The organism is Amycolatopsis benzoatilytica AK 16/65 (assembly GCF_000383915.1).
Taxonomy (GTDB): Bacteria; Actinomycetota; Actinomycetes; order Mycobacteriales; family Pseudonocardiaceae; genus Amycolatopsis; species Amycolatopsis benzoatilytica.
In genome coordinates this window covers 7,703,776-7,720,416 of record NZ_KB912942.1, presented here as the reverse complement: position 1 = coordinate 7,720,416, position 16,641 = coordinate 7,703,776, and the positions used below count along the sequence as shown (strand labels likewise).

The window sequence follows — 16,641 nt, the reverse complement described above, 5'->3', positions numbered from 1 at the left end:
AGCGGACCGTTCGGCGCACCACATGAGACAAGCTCTAACGCACATTCCGTTCGTACACCAGCCGAAGACCGAGCAGCGTGAGGTCCGGGACGTGTTCGGTGATCGTCTCGGACTCGCCGAGCACCAACGGCGCGAGCCCGCCGGTGGCGATCACCGTGACCGGGTCCGTGTTGTCGTGAGACAGCTCCCGCACGATCCGCCGGACCAGGCCGTCGACCTGGCCGGCGAAGCCGTACAGGATGCCGGATTGCAGGCATTCCACCGTGTTCTTGCCGATCACCGAACGCGGCGGGACGAGTTCCACCTTGCGCAGCGCGGCCGCACGGGCGGCCAGCGCGTCCACCGAGATCTCGATGCCCGGAGCGAACGCCCCGCCGAGGAATTCGCCCCGGGCCGAGATCGCGTCGACGTTGGTGGACGTGCCGAAATCGACCACCACGCACGCGGTGGCGTGCAGATGATGCGCGGCAAGGGTGTTCACCAGCCGGTCCGCACCGACTTCCTTCGGGTTGTCGACCAGCAGCGGCACTCCGGTGCGCACGCCTGGCTCGACGACCACCTTCGGCACTCGCGCGTAGTACCGGCCGAGCATCACCCGCAGTTCGCGCAGCACCGCGGGCACGGTGGACAGTGCGCCGATCCCGGTGACCGCGTCCGCGTGCGGACCGAGCAGGCCGCGCATGGTGAGCGCGAGCTCGTCCGCGGTCATCTGCGCGTCCGTGCGCATCCGCCAGTCGCCGACCAGCTCGGTCCCCTGGTAGAGGCCGAGGTTGATGTTGGTGTTCCCGACGTCGACTGTGAGCAGCAACGAGGTCTTCCTTACTGCGGCTCGCGAATCGCCGCCCGGCGGTCGGTCAGTTGTCGGCGTGCAGCAACGCGTCGAGCCGGCGCGCGTCGGCGGTTTCGGCCACCGGGAAGGCGATCGTCTCCTCCTCCGGCAGCGTGACCGTGCCGCTGAGCAGGCCGGAGCCGTCCGGCGCGTGCGCCGGGTCGGTGCCGCGTTCGACGATCCGGTTGTAATCGTCCACAAAGATCACTCGCGGCCGGTAGCTGCGCGCCTCCGCGTCGTCCATCTGCCCGTAGGCGATGAGGATGACCAGGTCGCCCGGGTGCACCAGGTGCGCCGCGGCGCCGTTGATGCCGAGCACGCCGCTGCCGCGCTCGCCGGTGATGACGTAGGTCTCCAGCCGGGCGCCGTTCGTGACGTCCACAATGGACACCTGCTCGCCTTCGAGCAGATCGGCGGCGTCCATGAGGTCCTCGTCGACAGTGACCGACCCGACGTAGTGCAGGTCGGCCTGGGTCACGGTGGCCCGGTGGATCTTCGACTTCAGCATCGTGCGGTACATGGTGGACTCTCCCTATTCCCCTGCGTCCGGATCCGCGCTCGGATGCTCCACGGCTTTTCCGAGCAGCACTCCCACGTTGTCGATCAGCCGGGTACTCCCCACCCGGGCAGCGATCAGCAACCGTGCCTCACCGTCGACGGGCGCCGGCCCGAGATCGGTTCCCCTCAATTCCAGATAATCCACTTTCACCTGCGGCCGGGCCGCGAGCGTCTTCCGCGCCAGGTCCAGCACGGCCTCCGCCCCGTCCCGTCCGACGTGCGCCCCCGCCGACAGCGCGGCGGAGAGCACAACCGCGTCTTCGCGCTGTTCCGGCGTCAGGTAGACGTTGCGCGAGGACAGCGCGAGGCCGTCCCGTTCGCGCACCGTCGGCACCCCGATGATGCGGGTGTCGATGTTCAGGTCCTTCACCATCCGCTTGATCAGCACCAGCTGCTGGTAGTCCTTCTCCCCGAAGAACGCGTAGTCCGGGCGGACCACGTTGAGCAGCTTCGCGACGATGGTGAGCATCCCGGAGAAGTGCCCGGGCCGGGCGGCTCCTTCGAGCTGGTCGCCGAGCGGACCGGGGTTCAGCGTGATCACGGCGTTCTCGTCGATCAGGTCGGACGCCTTCGGCGTGAACGCCAGCTCGACCCCGGCCTCGGACAGCGTCGACAAATCGGCTTCGAGCTGCCGCGGGTACGCCTCGAAGTCCTCGCCCTCGCCGAACTGCAACGGGTTCACGAAGATCGACGCGGCGACGACGGTGTTCGGCAGCCGCTTGGCCCGGCGCAGCAGTTCGCGGTGCCCGTCGTGCAGCGCGCCCATGGTAGGCACCAGCGCGATCTTCCGGCCGACGCTGCGCAGCGCCCGGCTCACCTGGCTGATGTGCTCGGGCGGCTGGAACGTGTTGAGCGTTCCGCGCTGGAATTTCGGTGTCGTCACGGGGTTTGTCCTTCGGCGGGGTCGGCGAGAAGATCGGTCAGTTCGCCCGCGGCCGCGGGGTCCAGCAGACCGGCGGCACGGGACAGCTCGGCCGTGCGCCGGGCCAGCGCCCGGTAGGCCGGGACGATCTGCGGCGCCCGGTCCGAGAGCACGTCGAGGTGCTTGCGGACGGTGCCGAGATCACCACGCGGGACCGGTCCGGTGAGGGCGCGGTCCCCGTGGCGGAGAACATTGTCCAATGCCGCCGAAAGCAGCGGCGCGGCGAGTCGTTCCGGATGTCCGATTCCGGCGTCGCGCAGGGTTTCCGTGCAGTCCGCGACGAGCGTCATCAGGTGATTCGCGCCGTGCGCGAGGGCCGCGTGATACAGCGCACGCGCGGATTCCGGGACGCGCACCGGCTCGGCGCCCATCTCGACCGCGAGCGCTTCGCCGACATTCCAGGCCGCTTCGTCGTCCGGAGCGGCGGTGACGCCGATGCTCGCCGAGGCAAGGCGTTCCAGGTCTTCCTCGCGGCCGGTGAAGGTGAGCACCGGATGCAACGCGAGCGGCAGCGCGCCGATTTCGGCGACCGGCGCCAGCACGTCGATGCCGTGCGCGCCCGAGGTGTGCACGACGATCTGGCCCGCGCGGACGGATCCCGTCGCGACGAGACCGCGGACCGTGCCCGCCAGCGCGTCGTCCGGCAACGCGAGCAACACGAGATCGGCTCGCCGCACGACCTCGTCGGGCGGCAGCAACGGAACCCCGGGCAGCAGCCGCTCGGCGCGGTTCAGCGAGGCAGCGGACAATCCGGATGCGGCAACGACAGTGTGCCCGGCCCGCGCCAGCGCGGCACCGAGGACGCTGCCCACCCGGCCAGCGGAAACGACGCCCACGGCGAGGCGGGCTGGTCGGTTCATGGCGTGCGCCTGTGGACGCTCATGGCTCGAAACTCCTAGTGCTCGTTCCAGTCCCGCTCTGTGGGCGCGGGTACCAGACGACGGCGCGAGAGTAGCCCCGACCCGGCGGGATCGCGGCACCTGGGTGACCAGCTTCACCCGGGTCGTCCAATCGCGCCCGTACCTTATTCGGGTTCTCCCGCGCCGGGATCGAGCAGCCTCGGATCCCCCGGTGGAACGCCGTTTTTGCCACGGACGAGCTACCCCGGACGGGGAATGTTCACCGACTGTCGCCGCTGTTGGCCAATCGCACCGCATCGGCCCGCGCGTCCCGCAGTGCCTGCAGCAATTCGGCTTGGCGCTGCCGGTCCTGCTCGGTGCGCAGCCGAGTGCGGCGGAGGAATGCGAGTTCGGTCACGCTCGCCTGATATCGGCCGACCGCTCGCGCGGCCGCCCGGCCGGATTCCTTGCGGGCCTGCTTCCGCCACGCCCGCCGCCCGGACAAGCTTGCCAGCAAGTCGATCTCGGCCGGCGCGATCCACCGAGCAGCGGCCATCCGGGGCAACGCGGCGGCGACGATCCGCTGCTCTCTGCGGCGCTGCAGCACGATCAGGTAGATCGCCGCGATCAGCAGCGGGAGAATCACGAGAAAATACAGGGTGAGGAAGGATTTCCCGCCGTTGAGCGTCGCCGCGCCGTTCCACAGCGCGTGCAGGCAGACAGCCGCGGCATAGCCGACCATCGGCGCGAGAACGCGCAACCAGCGCTGACTCGCGCGCGCGGCGATGCCGAAGCCGATGCCGGTCAGCACGGTGAACAAAGGGTGCGTGAACGGCGAAAGCACTCCGCGCATGAGAAAAGCGGCGAGGACACCACTGCTGGTGCCGTTGCCGAAGCCGTGATCCGCGAACGCCCGGCCGAAGTAGTAGATGTTCTCGGTGAAGGCGAACCCAGCGGCCGAGAAGCCCGCGTAGACGACGCCGTCGACGATCCCGTCGAATTCCTCGCGCCGCCGCCAAAAGATCAAGAGAACGAAGACGCCCTTGGCTGCTTCTTCGACCAACGGCGCGGATACCAGGGCACTGACCTTGCTGCCGTTGCCGCCGCCGAGAAGAAGATCCCCGAACGCCTCCGCGCCGGTATTGATCAGCAACGCGGTGACGGTCGCGATGCAAGCACCCCACGCGAACGCGGTCAGAAGCAGCTTGGCCGGTTCCGGCTCCCACCGGTCCACCCAGAGAAACCCGGCGACCACCACGGCGACGGGCACCAATGCCGCGACAACGCCAATGGCGACGGCGAGCCATCCGACCCGCGCGGTGGCCAGCCCGAAGAGGAAAAGCCCGCACAACGCCACCACGATCAACCCGAGCACCGGCAACAACACGGTGACATGCCGAGACCGTGCGACCGGGCCCGCCGAACCCGTCGAAGCAGCAGGGATGGTGCCGTTCACGCGGTCACCCTACGCAGACGTCGCCGACAACGCCTGACGACGCACGGGGTTCAGCCCTCTGCGCAGCCAGTTCGCGTGGACGTCCGAGGGCTTGCTGGCTGGTTGCCAATGCGGCCGGGCAGGAAATCTGAACGCAGACACAATCCGGCTTCGCCGCCACGGGAACGACGCCGCCACGAAGGGGCGCGCTGTCCTCAGCCCAGCCACGCCACCGCAAACCGCACCAGCCCTCAGCCCAACCACCGGCCGAAAGCCGCGCTAGTCCTCAGCCCGACGCCGCCGCCGAGGGCTCCCCTCGCTCTTTCCGTTGGCCGCGAGCAACTCGGTCACCGACCGCCCGGCGGCATGGCTCCCGCCAGAGGCCGGCTCCGCCTCCACCGCGCGCCGCCCATGCGCCGATCCCTCGTCAGCCGAGCCAGCATCCGACGGCGAAGCCGCGGAAGCCTCCCAAGCAGGCGGCTCGCCTTCCGGCCGACGCCGCCGCCCGCCACCAGCCGGAGCCGGCGCGGCACCCGTCGACGCGGCCTCGTCAGCCCGCCGCCGGCGCCCGCCCGCCCCGCTGTTCGCCGTGCTCCGGACCGACTCCGGCAACGTCGGATTGACGTCCCCGCCCGGAGCGCCATGGCGCCCAGTGGGCGTCTCCGCCGCCAACGGCGACAAATCCGACCGGGAGAACTGCTCCAGCCGAGACGGTGCCCGAGTGGCCGGCTCAGCATTGACTTCCTTCTCCGGTGCGACCGGCTCCGCATGCCGCCGTCCGGCCGCCGGCTCAACCGGCCGGGAAATCTTCGTAGCCTCGAACGCCGAACCCGACGACCCGGGACTCTCCGCCCGAGAAACCGCCGGCCGAGCGGCCAACCGCGGCGCGGGCCGCGGCTGCTCTTCCTGGGCAGCCGCAGGCACCGGCTCCGGCCTGCTCACCGGCGCGACAGTCCGCGTCGGCTGGGAATCCGCCCTACCCCGCTGAACTGGCTCCGGGGCCTCGTTCTGCGGCCGCCGCGGCACCGGCTTGGTCTGCCCGTCGGCCCGCGCCTCCCGGGGCAGCGGCCGCGGCTTCGACGGCGCAGCATCCCGGCCAAACGGATTCCCTGCCGGACCGCGCGAACCGTCCCGCCCGCGTGTCAGCGGCTCCGCATCAATCGGCTCGTCGTCCTCGTCGAACGCTTCCTGGACGTCGTAGGCCCCGGTGTCGCCAGCGGCGGCATACGCCGCGTCGCGCGGACCACGGTCGCCCGCACCACGCACCGGCGCATTACGCTCATCGCCGCGCCCGGCTGCGCCATTCGGCCCATGCCCGGCACTTCCGTTGCGCGCGAACCCTTCCCCGCCACGGGAATCCGCCGCACCGTTGCGCGACTCGCGCGCCACCTCACTGCGCGAGGCGAACGCGTCGGCGACATTCGATCGGCTCTCGCCTGGCTCCGCGGCGCGACCGCCGCGCGAACCGAAGGCATCCGCCAGATTCGCCCGTCCTCGCGGGGCCCGCTCCGGCACGACGAATTCGCCGCTGTCGCCCGATTCCAGCTCGTCCGCGAACTTCGGCGGCCGCGTGTCCGGCACCGGACGCGACTCCGGCTCCGGCCGTTTCGGCTTGAGCCGCGGCATGTGCGGGCCGCGCGCCGGCGTCTGCCGTTCACCGCTCGCGTCGAAACCGTTGAGCCCAGCGCTGATCGACCCGTTCGCACCGGCGGAACCAGTGCCCCCGGACCCGTTGGCTGGTGCCCGCCGCTGCTCCGCCGGCGCCGAGTCGAACACCCGGTCCATCAATTCGGTCGGCCGCTCGGCGACCTCGACCACCTGCTTGTTCGAGGCCAGCAGCTGCGCCGGCTTCTTCCCGTTGCCGTTCTTGGTTTCCGAGCCCGCGGAAACGAGCCGCTGCTCGTCGTTCAACGCACGCATCCGGGTCGCCTGCGCGGTGAGCGCAACGCGTTCCAGGAGCACCTCGCCACCGAACAGCGACTGCAAGCTTTCGCGCAGCGCAGCCACTTCGGCACGCAACGCATCCAGTTCTTCGCGCGACTGTGCCTGCGCGGCCTCGCGCGCTTCGCTCTCCAGTTCGAGTTCGAACTCCCGCCGGGCCGCGATCTCGCGTTCCAGTTCCAGTTCGTACACCGCCTGCGCCTCGGCGACCGCTTCCTCGCTGTGCGCCGCGTTCTTGCGGGCGCGAACAGCGAGGAAGGCGCCGATCAGGGCAGCCCAGAGCGCCGCGACGATGCCGAGCCGGAGGTACCGGAGGTCGTCGCTGAGCACCAAAACCACGGTGGCGCCGACAGCGAGGAGCAATCCGACGACAAGCCACGGCCTGCCAGGGCGGCGGCCGTGCGAGTCGTCACCCACGCCAGTCATGCCTGACACCGTACCTTCCAGTGATCCGAATGAGACCCAGTCGGTACTTCGAGCGGTGCCATCGAAGCGTTAACCGGTCGTCCCCCGATGGTTCTCCGGTGGCGTCCGACAACAGTGCTCCAGCCACAAACCGGCAGCTACGAGCAGGGCCGAGGACACCGCGCCGACGACCGCGGACCGAGTGTCGGAGACCGCGGCAACGAGTTCGTCACGTCGAGGGAAAACATAGGCGAACGCCGCGATCCAGCCGCCGCCGAGGAAGGCCCCGGCCAACGACGAAGCCTTGGCCAGCGCCACCATGCGCGCGATCCCGACCGCACTGCGCACCCGGCCGGCCCGAACCCGGGACCGGACCGAGAACGCCAGGCCCGCCTCGACCGCGGCGAGCACCGCGAAGGTGGCCCCCGCCAGCAACGGCAGCCGCGGGAGGTTGCCGTAGGCGAACTGGAACAGCACGTAGACCACCGCGAGGCCCAGGATCGCGGCTACGACCAGGTCCCGGGACCGCGTGAAATGCATGCGGCCAGCCTACCGAGCAGGCCGCACCGGCCAGGCGGCCGCGCCTCCGCCCTGGCACTCTTGACTCTCCAGTGACTGGAGACTCCACGATGACGGACATGCCTGGCACGGTCTTCACCATCGGCGAACTGTCCCGGCGCACCGGGCTGCCGGTGAAGACCATCCGGTTCTACTCCGACGAGGGCCTGCTTCCGCCGACGCAGCGGACCAGTGCCGGCTACCGGCTCTACGACGCGCACGCGCTCGCCCGGCTGGAGCTGGTCCGGACCCTGCGCGAACTCGGCGTCGGCCTGCCCGACGTGTCCCGCGCCCTGTCGCGCGAGACAACCATGCACGAGCTGGCCACCAGCCACGTCGACGCGCTGGACGAGCAGATCCGGAAGCTGCGGCTGCGCCGCGCGGTACTGCGCGCGGTGCTGAAACGGGATTCCGAGCTGGAGGAAATGAAACTGATGAATCACCTCGCGCAGATGTCCGACGAGGAACGGCGCCAGCTGGTCGACGAGTTCTGGGACGAGATGGTCGAAGGACTCGACGTCGACACCGAGTTCTACACCAGGATGCGGTCCGCGAAACCGGATCTTCCAGACGATCCGTCTCCGGAACAGCTGGAGGCTTGGCTCGAGTTCGCCGAACTCGTCCGGGACCAGGATTTCCGGCAGCTCATCCGGGCCATGAGCCAGCGCCAGGCCGAGTCTCGCGCCGCCGGGGAGTACGAACAACCGACGAAGGCGCAGCAGCAGAGCTGGTTCGAATGGATCGCCGAAGCGCGCACGGCGCTTGACGCGGGCGCGACTCCGGACGCCCCGTCCGGCCGGGTGCTCGCCGACCGGGTCGCGACCGCCTCGGCCCGGCCGGACCAGGACCCGGCCGACCCGGCGTTCCGCACCCAGCTGGCCGAAACGATCGGAGCGGGCGCGGACCCGCGTGCGGAGCGGTACTGGCAGTTGCTGGCGACCATCAACGGCTGGCCGCCGATCCCGAGCACCCAGGAGGAGATACAGTTCCTGCTGGCCGCGCTGCGGACCGCGTAACCGCGTCTTCCATTCCGCGAAGGGAACATTGAGGAAGTCCGGCTCCCTCAATGTCCCCTTCGCGGACGACAAAGCCTGGCTCAGGCCAAGGTCAGCTCCGGCCGCAGCACCACGCCCGCCCGGTCGCTCTCCGGCAGCCGGGCCAGCAGGTCCGCGGCCCGGCCGTGCCCGGGCACCTCGGCGTCCGGGTCGATCTCCAGCCACGGGATCAGCACGCTCGCCCGCTCCGGGGTGCCCGGATGCGGCAGCAGCAGCTCCGGATCGTCGGACCGCACACCCTGCACGGTCACCACGTCGACATCGAGAGTCCGCGGCCCCCAGCGCAGCTCACGCAGCCGCCCGGCCGCCTGCTCGGCCGCCTGACCGGCGCGCAGCCACGCCCAGTGGTCCCGTGCCGGGTCGTCCACGATGCACAGCGCGTTCAGGAAGTCCGGCTGGTCCTCGACCCCCCACGCCTTCGTCTCGTACACCCCGGAAACCGCGACCAGCGCCGGCCGCACCGCGTCGACCGCGCCGCGCAGGTAAGCCAAGCGATCCCCGAGGTTGGAGCCCAGCGACAGGACCGCGCGGCTCACCGTTCCCGCCGGACCGTAACCGCGACGTCGTCGAACGTCAGCGGGATAGGCGCGGACGGCTTGTGCACCGTCACCTCGACGGCGGTGAGCCGGTCGTCGCGCATGACTTCGTCGGCGATCTTCCCGGCGACGCTCTCGATCAGGTCGTACGGCTCCCCCGCCACGATCCCCGCCGCCAGCTCGGCCAGTTCGCCATAGTGCAGCGTCTTCGTGAGGTCGTCCGACGCGGCGGCCGGTCCGAGGTCGAGCCACGCCACGAGGTCGACGACGAAATCCTGCCCGTCGCGCTTCTCGTGCTCGAACACGCCGTGCCGGCCGAACACGCGCAGTCCGGTGAGCGTAATGCGGTCAGCCATCGGCCCGTCCCCGTTTCCATGCCGCGGCTACCGCCACTGCGTCCAGCGAAGCCCCGACCTCGTGCACCCGCACGCCCCACGCGCCGGCCGCGGCAGCCAGTGCCGAAACCGCCGCAGTCGCGATCTCCCTGCCGTCCGGCGGCCGCGGGGTACCGTCTTTCCCGGCCAGCAGCCGACCGAGGAACCGCTTGCGCGACGCCCCCACCAGCACCGGGAAGCCCAGCGCCAGCAGCGGGTCCAGCCCATGCAGCAATGCCCAGTCGTGCTCGGCGTGCTTCGCGAACCCCAGACCCGGGTCGAGCACGATCTCGCTCTCCGCGACACCGGCCGCGATCGCCGCGTCCACCTGCTTCAGCAGCTCGTCGCGCACTTCGCCGACCACGTCGGTATAGGTGGCCAGTGCGTTCATGTCCTTGCTGTGCCCGCGCCAATGCATCAGCACCCACGGCACCTTGGTCTCCGCGGCGACCCGGCCCATCGCCGGATCGGCGAGCCCGCCGGACACGTCGTTGATCACCCGCGCGCCGGCCGCCACCGCGGCTTCCGCGACCTCGGCCCGCGTGGTGTCGACCGACAGCACCATGCCCTCGGACGCCAGCTGCCGGATCACCGGCAACACCCGCGCGGCCTCGGTCTCCGCGTCCACCCGGGACGCCCCCGGCCGCGTCGACTCACCACCGACGTCGATCAGGTCCGCGCCGCGATGCCACATCTCGCGCGCGTGTTCCAGCGCTTGGTCGAGGTCGAGATAACGGCCTCCGTCGGAGAACGAATCCGGCGTCACGTTCAGCACACCCATCACGGCGCACCGGCCGGGCCGGGGAATCACCGGCGCCCCCGGATCAGTTCGATCGCCTCGGCACGCGACGTCGCCGACGAGCGCAGCAGCCCGCGCACCGCCGACGTGGTGGTCCGCGAACCGGGCTTGCGGATGCCGCGCACCGACATGCACAGGTGCTCGGCCTCGATCACGACGATGGCGCCGCGCGGCTCCAGCTTGCGCACCAGCGCGTCGGCGATCTGCGAGGTGAGCCGCTCCTGCACCTGCGGGCGCTTGGCATAGAGGTCGACGAGCCGGGCGAGCTTGGAAAGCCCGGTGACCTTGCCGTCGCCGTTCGGGATATAGCCGACATGAGCGACACCGTGGAAGCTCAGCAGGTGATGCTCGCAGGTCGAGTACATCGGGATGTCCGTGACCAGCACGAGCTCCTCGTGCGATTCGTCGAACGTCCGCGCCAGCACCTCGTCCGGATCGAGGTAGAGGCCGGCGAACATTTCCCGGTAAGCGCGAGCGACCCGGGCCGGGGTGTCCTGGAGACCGTCCCGATCCGGGTCCTCACCGCAGGCGAGCAGCAGCTCGCGGATCGCGCGCTCCGCCCGGTCCTGATCGAAGACCGGGCGGAAGCCGTCTTTACTGCTTGTCTTGTCCGTCGACGTCACGCCGATGCTGCCCCTCGTCCGGCTGCTGGCCGTTCGCGCCGTCGGCGAACCAGCCCTGCTCACGCGGACGGTCTTCGGCGGGGCGCCACGGCTGGCCGCCCGGGGACGTCGCCGGGGTCCAGCCCGGAGGCGCCCCGTAGTTCGGCGGACCGCTCTGCGCACCGCCCGGGCCACCGGGCTGGTAGCCGCCCGCCGGACCGCCCGGCTGCTGCCCACCATACGGCTGGGGCCAGCGACCGGTTCCGTTCGGCCCGGGAGCCGGACGGCCGCCGTTGGCCTGCGGCGGGGCGTACGGGTTGGCGTTCGGGTCCGGCACCGGGTAGGCCGGGGCGGCCGGAAGCTCGCCCGAGCCGGGCATGGTGCCCACCGGAGCCGGAGCCGGAGCCGGAGCGGCCTGCAGGACGGGCTTCGCCTTCTCCGGCGGCGGCCACGGCTCGCCGCGCTCCATCGCCAGCTCGCCCGGGGTCTTGATCGGCGGCTTGTCCGACGGGGTGCGCTCGCCGAACTCGTTGAAGACAGTGATGTGCGGGCGCTTCTCGACGGTCGCGAAGATCCGCTCGAGGTCCTTGCGCTGCAGCGTCTCCTTCTCCAGGAGCTCGATGACCAGGTTGTCGAGCACGTCGCGGTAGGTGTTCAGCACGTGCCACGCCTCGGTGTGCGCGGTCTCGATGAGCTTGCGCACCTCCTCGTCGATCTCGTGCGCCACCTCGAGCGAGTAGTCGGCCTGCCGTCCGGCGGACCGGCCGAGGAACGGGTCGCCCTGCTCCTGGCCGTACTTCACCGCGCCGAGGCGCGCGCTCATGCCGTACTCGGTGACCATCGCGCGGGCGATCTTCGTCGCCTGCTCGATGTCCGACGACGCGCCGGTGGTCGGCTCGTGGAACACGAGTTCCTCGGCCGTGCGGCCGCCCATCGCGAACACCAGCCGTCCGATCATCTCCGACCGGGTCATCAGCTGCTTGTCGTCTTCCGGCACCAGCAGGGCGTGCCCGCCGGTCCGGCCGCGCGGCAGGATGGTCAGCTTGTACACCGGTTCGATGTCCGGCATCGCCCACGCGGCGAGCGCGTGCCCGCCCTCGTGGTAGGCGGTGATCTTCTTTTCCTTCTCGGAAATGATCCGGCTCTTGCGCGCCGGGCCGCCGACCACGCGGTCGACCGATTCCTCGAGCGCGACGTCGGTGATCACGTGCCCGTTCTCGCGAGCGGTCAGCAGCGCGGCTTCGTTCAGCACGTTGGCCAGGTCCGCACCGGACATGCCGACGGTGCGCTTGGCCAGCCCGGTCAGGTCGGTGCCCTGCGCGATCGGCTTGCCCTTGGCGTGCACCTCGAGGATCGCCTTGCGGCCGAGCAGGTCCGGCGCGGACACCGGGATCTGCCGGTCGAACCGGCCCGGGCGCAGCAGCGCCGGGTCGAGGATGTCCGGCCGGTTGGTGGCCGCGATGAGGATGATGCCGCCGCGGGCGTCGAAGCCGTCCATCTCGACCAGCAGCTGGTTCAGCGTCTGCTCGCGCTCGTCGTGGCCGCCGCCGAGGCCGGCGCCGCGCTGGCGGCCGACCGCGTCGATCTCGTCCACGAAGATGATGCACGGCGCGTTCTGCTTGGCCTGCTCGAACAGATCGCGGACGCGCGAGGCACCGACACCGACGAACATCTCGACGAAGTCCGAACCGGAGATCGTGTAGAACGGCACGCCCGCCTCGCCCGCGACGGCTCGCGCGAGCAGCGTCTTGCCGGTACCGGGCGGCCCGTAGAGCAGAACGCCCTTCGGGATCTTCGCGCCGAGTGCCTGGTAGCGCGCCGGGTTCTGCAGGAAGTCCTTGATCTCGTACAGCTCTTCGACGGCCTCGTCAGCGCCCGCGACGTCGCCGAAGGTCGTCTTCGGCATGTCCTTGTTGAGCTGCTTCGCCTTCGACTTGCCGAAGTTGAGGACGCGGTTCCCGCCGCCCTGGGCGTTGTTCATCATCCACATCAGCAGGCCGAGCACCAGCGCCAGCGGGATCGCGAAGATCAGGATCTGGGTCAGCAGGCTCTGCTGGGTGACCTTGGTGGTGAACTTGACGGGCTGCCCGTCGGCCTTCGCGGCGATCAGCTTGTCGTAGATCTCCTGCGAGGCATTCGCGGGGAACTGCGCGATGATCTGGTCGGTCTGGACGCCGTCGACGTCGATCTTGGACGTGAGCTGCAGCTTGAGCTGCTGCTCCTTGTCCTCGAGGCTGGCTTCCTTGACGTGGTTCTGGGCGACCTGGTTCATCGCCGTCGAGATAGGAGCCTGGGTGTAGCCACGATTGCTGTCGAAGATCGTGTTGTAGGCGAACAACGCCAGCAACCCCGCGACGATCCACAGCAGTGGGTTCCTGAGCACGCTCTTCCGGTTCATACGACTCGGCCCTTGCGGCCTCGACCCTCCCTGGTTGGGCGGCTCCTGTGATACCCGCCATCGCGATCTTGACAACCGTGGACGCCTGGGGCGCCCGTCCCACCAGGGTACCGTCCGGGCGGGCGGAGAAGCCTGGTGAGCCTCTCGCAGGTCAACGGCCAATCCCGCGCGAGGGTTCCCGGTCTTGGCCGACCGGTTGCCGGGCTAGCGGGTGTCGACCGCCACCGAAGCCACCATTTCACCCAGCCTGCTGCGCAGCGTCGCCGGGTCGGCGGGCGCGACGGTGACCCATTCGCGGCCGTCCGAACCGGGCCGTGACAAGCTCAGATACCGTCCGGTGGCGGTGTCGAACCAGCCCAGGACCCGCGACCGCTGCCGGGTGCCGAGCTGCGAGCGGCTGTTCGCTGCCAGCTGACCGCCGCGCAGCCGCGGCTGGCCCGCGATGAGCCCGTAGGTCTCCCGCGGGTCGACGTTCGCGCGCTCGCTGAGTGACTGACGTCTCGGCCGACGACCGCTCTTTTCCTCGGACTCGCCGCCGCCCGCGGCGACCGGGACCCGGATCGGCGGCGTGTGCAGCGCCTCGTCCAGGGGAAGCGTGACCGACGCCTCACTGCCGCGCGGCCCGCCCGGCAGCAGTTCGACGATCGCGGAGACGAGCGCGTCCGGCGCGACCTCGCGCAGCCAGATGCCGTCGGCGTCCTGGATGGCGACCACTCCGGTCCGCTCGTCGCCGGCCGCGAGCAGCGCCACCGGCGGGTGCTCGAACTGCGGGATGTGCAGCGCGTCGATCGAGTGCGGGGCGCGCGCGAGCAGCGTCAGCCAGTCCTCGATGTCGGGGTCGAGCCGGCCACGGGAATCCCGGATGCCGCGCGCCTTCAGCTCGGCGTCGACGCGGTGCCGCAGCGATACGCGCTCGTCCTCGGTCGCGCCGTGCGACCGCACGCGCAGCGGGTAGGGCAGCTCGCCCAGTTCAGCCGACTCCCACAGGAAGTCGAAGGCCAGCGGGGAGAAGAACTCTTGGTGCATCCGGTGCTGCTCACCCTCCGGTATTCGGTGTCCGACCCAGCGTAGCGCCGGAGCCGCAGTGTTCAAGAGCCCCAATGTGGCATTGGGTGCATCTCACGCACCCAATGTGGCATTCGGTGCGTCGGATGCACCCAATGTGGCATTGGGGCGCTCAGAACGCGCCTGCGCTGGTTTGGTCGGAGACGCTGGCCAGCATCTCGCCGAGCCGGTGGCGCAGGGTCGCCGGGTCGGCCGGGGCGATGGTGATCCAGTCGCGGCCGTCGTGGCCCTGGCTCGCCTGCGTGAAATAGCGGCCGGTCTCGGTGTCGAACCAGCTCAGCACGGTCGAGCGGCTGCGGCCGCCGAGCCGGTTGCGGGCGTTCGCGCCGATCTGGCCGCCGCGCAGCCGCTGCTGGGCGTGCAGCCGGGCGAGCGCCTTGCGGTCCTCGTCCACGCTGGCCCGCCCGGAGGCGTCGACCTGGTTGCCGCGGCGCTGCATGAAGTCAACGCCGGAAGCGCCGACCAGCTGCTCCAGCGGCACGGTGATGGACTTCTCGGTGCCTCGCGGGGCACCCGGCAGCAGCGAGACGATCGCCGTGGCGAGCCCGTCCGGCGCGCACGGGTGCAGGTGCAGGCCGCGCTGGTCCTGCACGGCGAACAGGGCCCGGCCGTTCGCGCTGCCGGCGACCGCGAGCAGCGGCTCGCCGTTCGGGTCGAGCAGCTGGACGGTGTCCAGGCTGACGTCCGGCGAAGCGAGAATGCCGAAGTAGTCCTCGACGTGCGGTGCGGGGCGGCCGCGGTCGTCGGCGAGCCCGCGGTCGGCCAGCGCGCCGAGCGTGCGGGCGCGCAGCGACGAGCGTTCGTCCAGCGTCGCGCCGTGCGAACGGATCCGCAGCGGATACGGCAGCTCGCCCATCCCGGCCGACTCCCACAAGAAGTCCGCCTCGATTGGCGCGAGCAGCTCCGCGTTCGGCATCGAACCAGCCCCTTTACCCCGAGTTGTTCGCAGGACGCCCGCGGGCGCGTGGCCGGTCTGGCCACGCGCCCGGGTGCAATGCCGTCAGTTCTCGTCGTCCGACCACGCGCCGATGACCGGCGGCGGGGTGGCCTCGTTGGCACCGAACGCGTCGTCCGGGTCCGGCTCGATCAGGAACGAAGCGTGCGTGTGTTCCTGCTCCTGCTCGCCGGCCGCCCCGTGCGCGCCGCCCATGCCCATGCCGCCGCCCATCGGGCTCATGCCGCCCTGTGCCTGGCCGATGGTGCCGCCGGCCGGGACGATGCCCTGCGGCTGCTGCGGAATCGCCGACGCGGCGCTCTGCCCCTGGTGCTCGGACGACGCGGAGGTCTTGCCTTCCTCGTCCTTGCGCGAGCCGCTGCGGTTGCCCTCGCCCAGCTTGCCCGCGGCGAACCCGGCACCCGCGCCGAGCGTGCTGAGGCCGAGCGCGGACCCGACGCCGCTGCCGCCCGAAGGCGCGGGAGCCGGAGCGATCGGAGCCGGAGCCGCAGCGGAGCCGACTCCCGCGCCAGCACCGAGGCTGCCGCCTTCGAAGCCGGCCGCCTGGTAGGTGCCCGAGTCCGCGCTGACGTGCGAACCGGTGGCACCCGGCGTGCCGAAGCCAGCACCCGCCGCGCCGTGCGCGCCGACCGTGCCGAAGCTGCCCGGGGCGCCGAGCGCGCCGGGAGCGTCGGTGTGCCCGATGTTGTTGACGCTGTTGAACGAGTTGCCGTTGAAGTGCGTCGCGGTCGGCTTCATGCCGAGCGAGTCCGGGCCGAAGCTCGGGGTGGAGCTGTCCACCTCGCTCATCGCCTGGGTGTAGGCGTTGAAGAACGCGACCTGCTGCGCCTTCACGTCGTTCGCCGCGTCCGCCTGCGCCTTCTGGTCCGCGGCCAGCGCGGCCGGACCGCCCGCGAGGGCGGCCGACATGGCCTGCTTCGGGTCGTAGTCACGCGGGGCCGGCATCTTCTTGACCTCGGCGGCCGCGGCGGCCTGCCGGGCCATCCGGTCGGCCATCGTGTGCGCGGCGTCGGACGCCTGGGTGCCCGAGTTGGCGATCGCGACCAGCGCGCCCTGCGCGCTCGCCGCACCCTGGCCGACCCAGACGTTGCCCAGCTCGGTGATCGCGTTGTACAGGTCGTTGGACGCCTGCTTCAGCTCGGTCCCGTGCTTCTTCCACGCCTGGCCGGTCGCCTCGGCGGTGGCGGGCTCGTTGTCGGTCGTCGCGCCCCGGTAGAGCTGCTGGCTTTCCTGCGACTGCCAGTTCGGCGGGTTGCCGATCGCGCGGTCGCCGCCCATCTCGAAGCCGCCGGCGCTGTTGCGCGCGGAGTTGACGATGCTGTCGGTGGCCGAGTTCGGGCCCATCGCGACGGTCGAGCCCGGCGCGGGCA

Annotated in this window: 16 protein-coding genes; 1 reads left to right on the top strand and 15 read right to left on the bottom strand. The window is 70.8% G+C overall.

Features of this window, described 5'->3' with window-relative positions; all coding sequences use genetic code 11:
• Positions 1 to 34 precede the first annotated feature (34 nt).
• The 7 genes from AMYBE_RS0136075 to AMYBE_RS0136045 all read right to left on the bottom strand — a co-directional run bounded on the left by AMYBE_RS0136075 (position 35) and on the right by AMYBE_RS0136045 (position 7,469).
• A complete protein-coding gene (locus AMYBE_RS0136075; RefSeq protein WP_020664261.1) occupies positions 35 to 808 on the bottom strand; it encodes a type III pantothenate kinase in 774 nt (257 codons plus the stop codon).
• 46 nt (positions 809 to 854) lie between these two features.
• Entirely contained in the window at positions 855 to 1,349 is a 495-nt protein-coding gene (gene panD, locus AMYBE_RS0136070; protein ID WP_020664260.1) for an aspartate 1-decarboxylase, read from the bottom strand.
• A gap of 12 nt (positions 1,350 to 1,361) precedes the next feature.
• Positions 1,362 to 2,270 carry a pantoate--beta-alanine ligase gene (panC, locus tag AMYBE_RS0136065; RefSeq protein ID WP_020664259.1) on the bottom strand — a complete coding sequence of 303 codons (909 nt, stop codon included), beginning with the start codon at positions 2,268 to 2,270 and terminating at the stop codon, positions 1,362 to 1,364.
• Positions 2,267 to 3,220 (bottom strand): Rossmann-like and DUF2520 domain-containing protein, encoded by a 954-nt coding sequence (locus AMYBE_RS0136060; RefSeq protein ID WP_425386966.1) that lies wholly within the window; start codon positions 3,218 to 3,220, stop codon positions 2,267 to 2,269. The genes panC and AMYBE_RS0136060 overlap by 4 nt, the downstream gene beginning before the upstream one ends.
• A gap of 208 nt (positions 3,221 to 3,428) precedes the next feature.
• Positions 3,429 to 4,535, bottom strand: a complete 1,107-nt coding sequence (locus tag AMYBE_RS0136055) for a PrsW family intramembrane metalloprotease (protein WP_027928383.1) — start codon at positions 4,533 to 4,535, stop codon at positions 3,429 to 3,431.
• Positions 4,536 to 4,862: 327 nt separating this feature from the next.
• On the bottom strand, positions 4,863 to 6,950 hold the full coding sequence (locus tag AMYBE_RS0136050) for a DUF6779 domain-containing protein (protein ID WP_020664256.1): 2,088 nt from the start codon (positions 6,948 to 6,950) through the stop codon (positions 4,863 to 4,865).
• A 69-nt stretch (positions 6,951 to 7,019) separates the two neighbouring features.
• Complete coding sequence (locus tag AMYBE_RS0136045) at positions 7,020 to 7,469, bottom strand: DUF3180 domain-containing protein (protein ID WP_020664255.1); 450 nt, start codon at positions 7,467 to 7,469, stop codon at positions 7,020 to 7,022.
• Positions 7,470 to 7,558: 89 nt separating this feature from the next.
• Between AMYBE_RS0136045 and AMYBE_RS0136040 the strand changes: the two genes are divergently transcribed.
• A complete protein-coding gene (locus tag AMYBE_RS0136040; protein ID WP_020664254.1) occupies positions 7,559 to 8,503 on the top strand; it encodes a helix-turn-helix domain-containing protein in 945 nt (314 codons plus the stop codon).
• A gap of 80 nt (positions 8,504 to 8,583) precedes the next feature.
• Here AMYBE_RS0136040 and folK read toward each other — a convergent pair whose 3' ends face one another.
• The 8 genes from folK to AMYBE_RS0136000 form a co-directional block, all read right to left on the bottom strand.
• Complete coding sequence (gene folK / locus AMYBE_RS0136035) at positions 8,584 to 9,078, bottom strand: 2-amino-4-hydroxy-6-hydroxymethyldihydropteridine diphosphokinase (protein WP_020664253.1); 495 nt, start codon at positions 9,076 to 9,078, stop codon at positions 8,584 to 8,586.
• Positions 9,075 to 9,434 carry a dihydroneopterin aldolase gene (folB, locus tag AMYBE_RS0136030; RefSeq protein WP_020664252.1) on the bottom strand — a complete coding sequence of 120 codons (360 nt, stop codon included), beginning with the start codon at positions 9,432 to 9,434 and terminating at the stop codon, positions 9,075 to 9,077. Before folB ends, folK begins: the two co-directional genes overlap by 4 nt.
• On the bottom strand, positions 9,427 to 10,233 hold the full coding sequence (folP, locus tag AMYBE_RS0136025; RefSeq protein ID WP_020664251.1) for a dihydropteroate synthase: 807 nt from the start codon (positions 10,231 to 10,233) through the stop codon (positions 9,427 to 9,429). Before folP ends, folB begins: the two co-directional genes overlap by 8 nt.
• 26 nt (positions 10,234 to 10,259) lie before the next feature.
• Positions 10,260 to 10,874, bottom strand: coding sequence for a GTP cyclohydrolase I FolE (gene folE / locus AMYBE_RS0136020; protein ID WP_020664250.1), 615 nt, complete (start codon positions 10,872 to 10,874; stop codon positions 10,260 to 10,262).
• Positions 10,846 to 13,251 carry an ATP-dependent zinc metalloprotease FtsH gene (gene ftsH / locus AMYBE_RS0136015; protein ID WP_020664249.1) on the bottom strand — a complete coding sequence of 802 codons (2,406 nt, stop codon included), beginning with the start codon at positions 13,249 to 13,251 and terminating at the stop codon, positions 10,846 to 10,848. The genes folE and ftsH overlap by 29 nt, the downstream gene beginning before the upstream one ends.
• Before the next feature lie 204 nt (positions 13,252 to 13,455).
• Positions 13,456 to 14,277: an ESX secretion-associated protein EspG gene (locus AMYBE_RS0136010; RefSeq protein ID WP_020664248.1), complete on the bottom strand. Its 822-nt coding sequence runs from the start codon at positions 14,275 to 14,277 to the stop codon at positions 13,456 to 13,458.
• A 151-nt stretch (positions 14,278 to 14,428) separates the two neighbouring features.
• The gene (locus tag AMYBE_RS0136005; protein WP_020664247.1) at positions 14,429 to 15,232 is read right to left on the bottom strand and encodes an ESX secretion-associated protein EspG; all 804 of its coding nucleotides are present in this window, start codon (positions 15,230 to 15,232) and stop codon (positions 14,429 to 14,431) included.
• 84 nt (positions 15,233 to 15,316) lie between these two features.
• Entirely contained in the window at positions 15,317 to 16,615 is a 1,299-nt protein-coding gene (locus tag AMYBE_RS0136000) for a hypothetical protein (RefSeq protein ID WP_020664246.1), read from the bottom strand.
• Between the last annotated feature and the right edge of the window lie 26 nt (positions 16,616 to 16,641).